Source organism: Parabacteroides caeci (assembly GCF_023656795.1).
GTDB lineage: Bacteria > Bacteroidota > Bacteroidia > Bacteroidales > Tannerellaceae > Parabacteroides > Parabacteroides segnis.
In genome coordinates, this window is sequence record NZ_JAMOKT010000018.1 from 99093 (window position 1) to 105327 (window position 6235).

The 6235-nt window shown below is 41.6% G+C and carries 6 protein-coding genes; 3 read left to right on the forward strand and 3 right to left on the reverse strand.

Annotation, left to right across the window (positions count from 1 at the left end):
- Positions 1–9: 9 nt before the first annotated feature.
- Genes NBH15_RS11330 through NBH15_RS11340 form a run of 3 tightly spaced genes read right to left on the reverse strand, consistent with a single transcriptional unit; the run spans position 10 to position 2123 of the window.
- Positions 10–648 carry an MBL fold metallo-hydrolase gene (locus tag NBH15_RS11330; protein ID WP_128134780.1) on the reverse strand — a complete coding sequence of 213 codons (639 nt, stop codon included), beginning with the start codon at positions 646–648 and terminating at the stop codon, positions 10–12.
- A complete protein-coding gene (gene rsmG / locus NBH15_RS11335; RefSeq protein ID WP_128134779.1) occupies positions 645–1265 on the reverse strand; it encodes a 16S rRNA (guanine(527)-N(7))-methyltransferase RsmG in 621 nt (206 codons plus the stop codon). The genes NBH15_RS11330 and rsmG overlap by 4 nt, the downstream gene beginning before the upstream one ends.
- A gap of 9 nt (positions 1266–1274) precedes the next feature.
- Positions 1275–2123 (reverse strand): DUF3298 and DUF4163 domain-containing protein, encoded by an 849-nt coding sequence (locus NBH15_RS11340; RefSeq protein WP_128134778.1) that lies wholly within the window; start codon positions 2121–2123, stop codon positions 1275–1277.
- A gap of 950 nt (positions 2124–3073) precedes the next feature.
- Between NBH15_RS11340 and NBH15_RS11345 the strand changes: the two genes are divergently transcribed.
- The 3 genes from NBH15_RS11345 to NBH15_RS11355 are packed head-to-tail and all read left to right on the forward strand — an operon-like array spanning position 3074 to position 6108.
- Positions 3074–4300 (forward strand): quaternary amine ABC transporter ATP-binding protein, encoded by a 1227-nt coding sequence (locus NBH15_RS11345; protein WP_128134777.1) that lies wholly within the window; start codon positions 3074–3076, stop codon positions 4298–4300.
- Positions 4297–5112, forward strand: coding sequence for an ABC transporter permease (locus NBH15_RS11350; protein WP_128134776.1), 816 nt, complete (start codon positions 4297–4299; stop codon positions 5110–5112). Before NBH15_RS11345 ends, NBH15_RS11350 begins: the two co-directional genes overlap by 4 nt.
- A 33-nt stretch (positions 5113–5145) precedes the next feature.
- Positions 5146–6108, forward strand: coding sequence for a glycine betaine ABC transporter substrate-binding protein (locus tag NBH15_RS11355; RefSeq protein WP_250822709.1), 963 nt, complete (start codon positions 5146–5148; stop codon positions 6106–6108).
- Positions 6109–6235 lie beyond the last annotated feature (127 nt).

The following is a 6235-nucleotide window of genomic DNA, read 5'->3' on the forward strand; positions in this document are numbered from 1 at the left end:
TTAATGTGTTTATAAATAAGGATTGTTTAATTTTTCGTCGATAACTCTTGTTTCCGGTCCGTGTCCGGGATAAATGACCGTTTCATCCGGCAATGACAGCAATTTGTCGTTGATGGCAGCGATCAGTACTTCCTGATTACCACCCCATAAATCTGTACGGCCGATGCTTCCTGCAAACAACGCGTCTCCAACAATGGCAAAACCGTTCTTTTTATTGTAGAAAGCCACGCTGCCGGGAGAATGTCCGGGAACTGTCAGGACCAATAATTCCGAATGTCCGAATTTGACCACTTCATTGCCGACCAGCTGTTTCTGTACCGGGATTTCTTTGAAATGTCCCGGCAGTCCGAATGCTTGTGCCTGTTTGTCGGGTGCAGGGAGTTGTTCCACATCGAGCCGGTGTGCTTGCGGGGATAAACCATACGTTTTATATATAAACGGATTCCCGAAAATATGGTCCAGGTGTAAATGCGTACAAAGCAGATGTTTCACTGTCAGTTTATTCTCTGTAATGAAATCGCTCAGCTCTTTTTCTTCCGACGGGCGAAGACAACCGCAGTCGATGATGACAGCTTCTTTGGTGTCATCATACAACACGAATGTATTTTCCTGGAAATAATTGAATTCAAAAGCCTTTATTGTAATCATAACGGTACGTATACTACTTTTTTAGTTTGAAAAAATTCTTCTTTGAAGTGATCGCCCAGTTCAACAACGATTGCCTGTTTTTGGAAAGCCTGTATTTCGTGTTGCAACTCACCGCCTTTCAGACATATCAATCCGTTGGGCAATGCGTTGTGCTGCTCTTTCTTTACATTTTTGCGGGATATCTTGACCAGGTCTCCCAATGGCATGACTGCCCGGCTGACAACAAAATCGAAAAGCTGTTTTTCCTCTTCAGCCCGGCAGTGACGGAATGTTACGTTCTTCAAACCGATAGCTTCCGCCACGGCTTGTCCGACCTTGATCTTTTTTCCGATACTGTCAACCAGATGAAATTGTACTTCCGGAAAGAATATAGCCAACGGAATACCGGGAAATCCTCCGCCGGTACCGATATCCATAACAGATGAACCATCCTTAAACTTCATCATTTTAGTTAACCCCAGCGAATGAAGGACATGATGAGGATAAAGATTCTCGATATCTTTGCGTGATATCACGTTGATCTTTGAATTCCAGTCAGTATATAAATCGTACAGAGCTTCGTATTGTGCAAGTTGCGTTTCGTTCAGCTCCGGAAAATAAGTTTTTATCAGTTCCATAGATTATGTTTAAAATGCCAGATGTGCAATCGGACTTTCTTTTTTAAGCAGATATTGTATTTCTTCGTAAGGAAGATGTACATTCGTTGCACCGACTACATAGGCGGCTATCTCATATTCGTTAAATGTATAGGTAATGCCATTGTCGTCAATCAGGAAGTTTCCGTTCGGGAAAATCTCGTCGATACTGAAAAAACCTATATTTTCCAATTCTTTCGGATTTTCCACGGTATTTTGTTTGGCAATCCGGTCTATAAGGATTTGTGCCAGGTCTTCCTGAAAACCTTCGATAAAGATGTCGTCTTCCTTAATCGGGTTGCCTGTTTTCATATCTATGACATGATTCGTAAAAGAATGGGCGCCATGAGCACCACCTGTGTAATTTTCAAAGTTGATAGTGTAACTTAGGATGTCATTCTTATTGTAGGCTATATCATTGGACGACATTTCAAAATAGGAGAACCATGCTCCGACCGGAGTTTCGTCGGCTTTTGCTACTTCTGCTTTATATTCGTCTTCCAAATCTTTGTAGTTGTTCAGGTAATCTTCGGTATATTTGGCAGTTGCTTCTTCGGGGGATAAGTTTTCGTAACCATCTCCGAAGTAAGAATACACAAATTGCTGTTGTATCTTTTTCAGGATATCTTTATTGTCGTATTTTGCTGGATAGATGAAGTTTATCTGAAGATTACAATTCGGATTTTCCGGGTTTTCCAGGAGGTGATATGTTTTGTCCACACTGATCGAATCGAATGTCACATCGTTATCCGTCGTCTTTTTTGTCCCGATATTACAACCGCTGACAAATACACTTATGAGAAAGAAAACTACGAGCTTTTGGCATAATTGCGTCTTCATTGTGATACAGATTTAATTTTATACTTTAAAATGCAAATGTACATGTTTCTCTCCGAATTACCGAATTAGTTTACCGGTTGTTTTAGGTAATCCTATTCTTTTTACCGGTAGTAATCTGTTTTTGGCGTCCTCAAAAACATTTATGAGGCCCTCGAAAACAAAATACTTACTGATCAGATAACAATGGTTACATGTATTTCTATTGTATACATGTATATTTTTAGATGAAAAATTGATTATTTAAATCTTCTGTGTATCTTTGTTCCGCACATGAAATGCAAGGTGTTGCTTCATGAGCATTTTATAAGTTAGACATAAGCGTTTTTAAATATTATTTGACATTGAAATCTCGACAATTTCACCCAACAAATAATAGTACTGTAAATGCAAATGTTCTTTTCTGTTTATACACAATGAGATAATTGTAAAGTTGTTCGTGTATATAGATAAGAGCGTGGTACTGTTATACATATTGTTGGGGGGCCTGTCGAGAGCCTCAATGTCTATATATTGACAGTATCCACGCTTCTTTGATTTTTCCAAGCTACAGTTTATAAACTCTTGTTCTCCGGTATTCTGCGGAGCGGCATTTGACGGAAGTTTCTTCTTACAAAAATATCATATATTTTTTAGATGTTATTCATCTATGTTGATTTTCATGGAACTTTAGAAGCTTTATTAAGAAATGGCGATGACTGTTTATTGTCTGGTAACATCTGTCCGGTACGAGATGTTTTTTGCCTTAAATGAACTAAATCAAGGTTTACTTGTTGTAGTAATGTAACGGTACTGATTCCGTTTACCACCAGGGTGTAAAAATTAGCATATAAAGTTTATTGAAAAAAAGTTATTCCGGATTCATTATGTGCGTCCGGATACCAGATTGTACTTGTCTGAAAAAGCAGATCTGGACTATAACCACCGGACATGAAATCAAAATAATTAGATATATGGCGAAGATAGAAATAAAAAACTTATCTATCCTTTTCGGTTCAGAGAAGAGCAGAGCGAAAAAGATGATACTGAAAGGAAAAAGTAAACAGGAAATATTGAAAGAAACCGGATGTACAGTTGCTGTCCGTAACGCAAACCTGGAAATTGAAGAAGGGGAGATGTTCGTTATCATGGGATTGTCCGGTAGTGGAAAGTCTACTTTGTTGCGTTGCATAAACCGGCTGAATGAACCGACAATGGGAGAAATCCGTGTGAACGGGATCGACATAACACGTTCGTCTGATAAGGAATTATTACAGATACGCCGGAAAGAACTGGCTATGGTTTTTCAGCATTTCGGGTTATTACCTCACCGTACGGTATTAAGTAATGTTTCGTTCGGTCTGGAATTGCAAGGTGTTTCTAAAGAAGAACGGGAGAAGAAAGCGCAGGAGAGTATCGAACTGGTCGGTCTGAAAGGTTACGAGAACCAGCGGGTCGATGAACTGTCCGGCGGCATGCAGCAACGTGTCGGCCTGGCCCGTGCACTGGCTAATAATCCGGAAGTCCTTTTGATGGATGAGGCATTTTCTGCATTGGATCCGTTGATCCGTGAACAGATGCAGGATGAATTACTTCTTTTGCAGGAGAAGATGAAGAGGACGATTGTTTTTATTACGCATGACCTGGACGAGGCGATTAAGCTGGGCGACCGTATTGCCATTATGAAAGATGGCGAAGTCGTGCAGGTCGGCACACCGGAAGAGATACTGACTGATCCGGCAAATGCTTACGTAACACGTTTTACAGAAAGTGTGGACCGGGGACGTATCGTAACAGCTTCATCGATAATGCTTAAACAACCGATCGTTGTAAGGATTAAAAGAGACGGTCCGGAAGCGATCTTTCGTAAAATGCGTGAAAAACGATTGTATGCACTGCCTGTTATCGGGAATGACGATCAGTTTATCGGTGAGATACAATATAAAGATGTATTGAAATTGCGGAAAGAGGGAAGCAAGGATGTCAGTTCTATCGTACAGAAAGAAGTGCCTTCTGTCCTTGAAAATACCACAGTGGAAGACATGCTTCCTTTGCTTCCGAAAGTACGGCAGGCTTTACCTGTTGTCAATGAAAAAAATCAGTTGGTGGGTGTTGTCTCTCCTTCCGCCATCATCATTGAAATGACCGGAAAAGACCAGAAAGAAATAGAAGAAATAATTCAAAACGCAATAGATTTATGATTAATATCGGAAAATATATAGAAATCGTCATCAACTGGATGACGGAACACTGGGCACATTTTTTTGATGTCGTCAATAATATTATCGGTGGTTTCATCGAGACCTTTCAGCATGGATTGTTATGGATACCTTTTTACATTATGATTCCGGCCTTAACGGTACTGGCTTGGTATAAAGCCGGTAAAGGGACAGCTGTACTTACGTTGTTGGGACTTTTCCTGATCTACGGGATGGGATTCTGGGAGCAGACGATGCAGACCGTAGCATTGGTTTTATCGTCTACCGTAATTGCCCTCATTCTGGGTGTCCCGCTTGGGATATGGACGGCTCAAAATCGTATTGCCGCCAAAATAATTCGTCCGGTTATGGACCTGATGCAGACAATGCCGGCTTTTGTTTACCTGATCCCGGCTGTCTTGTTCTTCGGGCTGGGACCTGTGCCGGGTGCTTTTGCCACGGTGATATTTGCCATGCCGCCGGTTGTCCGTTTGACGGATTTAGGAATACGGCAGGTTCCGGAGGATATCGTTGAGGCGACCCGCTCATTCGGAGCAACTTCCCGCCAGCTACTTTTCAAAGTACAGCTGCCGTTGGCGTTGCCGACGATTATGACGGGAGTGAATCAAACGATTATGATGGCGTTGTCTATGGTGGTGATTGCCGCAATGATCTCCGCCGGAGGTTTGGGGGAGATCGTATTGAAAGGTATTACCCAGATGAAGATCGGTCTTGGATTTGAAGGCGGTATTGCCGTTGTGATTCTGGCCATTGTACTGGATCGTATAACTCAGGGGTTTGTTCGTAAGAAATAAACCTGCGTGATTAACTGTAAAAAGAAAAATTGTATGAGAAGATTATTTATACTTATCAACCTGATCCTGCTCTTGGCTGTGCTCATGTTCCTTGCCGGTTGCAGTCGTGCCAAAGACCCGAAGGAGATTTCGATCGGCTATGTGAACTGGTCGGAAGGCATCGCCATGAGTTATCTGGCAAAGGCAATGCTGGAGGAACAGGGATATAAAGTGACTTTGAAGAATGCCGATATCGCTCCTATCTTTACCTCCGTAGCTGCCGGTAAAGTCGATCTGTTTCTGGATGCGTGGCTTCCGGATACGCATGTCGACTATATGAAAAAATATGGCGACCGTCTGGAAACGATTGGTGTTCCGTTTGAAAATGCCCGTTTAGGACTGGCTGTTCCGTCTTATGTAACGATCAATACGATAGAAGAACTGAATGCGCACAAAGAACGTTTCAAAAATGAAATTATCGGAATCGATATCGGTGCCAGCCTGATGAACCTGACGGAAAAGGCTGTTGATGAATACGGATTACAACTGGCATTGATGCCATCCAGCGGGCCTACCATGACGGCGTTCCTGCAAAAATCGGTTGAACATAACGACTGGATTGTTGTGACAGGCTGGACACCTCACTGGATGTTTTCCCGTTATGACCTGAAATTTCTGGAAGACAGTAAAGGTGTGTTCGGTAATGCAGAACATATCGAAGCCGTTGCTACTAAAGGCTTTTCCGAAACTCACCCTTACGTTGCGGCTTTCTTTAAAAACTTCAGGTTTACCAATGAACAATTGAGCGAACTGATGGATATAATGGAAGAGTATCCTTTACGTGAATCGGAGGGAGCAAAAGTTTGGCTGCAAAAACATCCCGAAATAGTTGATTTATTTTTACCTTCGCAAACGAATAAATTAACTCAGCTAAACGAATATGAAACAGATCGCGAAAATAGCCTGCCTGTTGTTGGGACTGGCGATAAGCAGTCCTTTTATGAAGGCGGAAAGTAAAAAGAACCTTAGTTTTGGCAGATAGAATTTCGATAAGATAAAAAAGATAGATTTGTAATATGTCAAACCATTGAAAGAAAGGAAGACAAAGAGTGAACCAGTAAAAAAATGGAATAAGATTCATGTT

Bases quoted from the DNA above. Each gene is read 5' to 3' on its own strand.
- NBH15_RS11330 (WP_128134780.1), bottom strand. From the start codon at position 648: ATGATTACAATAAAGGCTTTTGAATTCAATTATTTCCAGGAAAATACA.
- NBH15_RS11345 (WP_128134777.1), top strand. From the start codon at position 3,074: ATGGCGAAGATAGAAATAAAAAACTTATCTATCCTTTTCGGTTCAGAG.
- NBH15_RS11340 (WP_128134778.1), bottom strand. From the start codon at position 2,123: ATGAAGACGCAATTATGCCAAAAGCTCGTAGTTTTCTTTCTCATAAGT.
- rsmG (WP_128134779.1), bottom strand. From the start codon at position 1,265: ATGGAACTGATAAAAACTTATTTTCCGGAGCTGAACGAAACGCAACTT.
- NBH15_RS11350 (WP_128134776.1), top strand. From the start codon at position 4,297: ATGATTAATATCGGAAAATATATAGAAATCGTCATCAACTGGATGACG.
- NBH15_RS11355 (WP_250822709.1), top strand. From the start codon at position 5,146: ATGAGAAGATTATTTATACTTATCAACCTGATCCTGCTCTTGGCTGTG.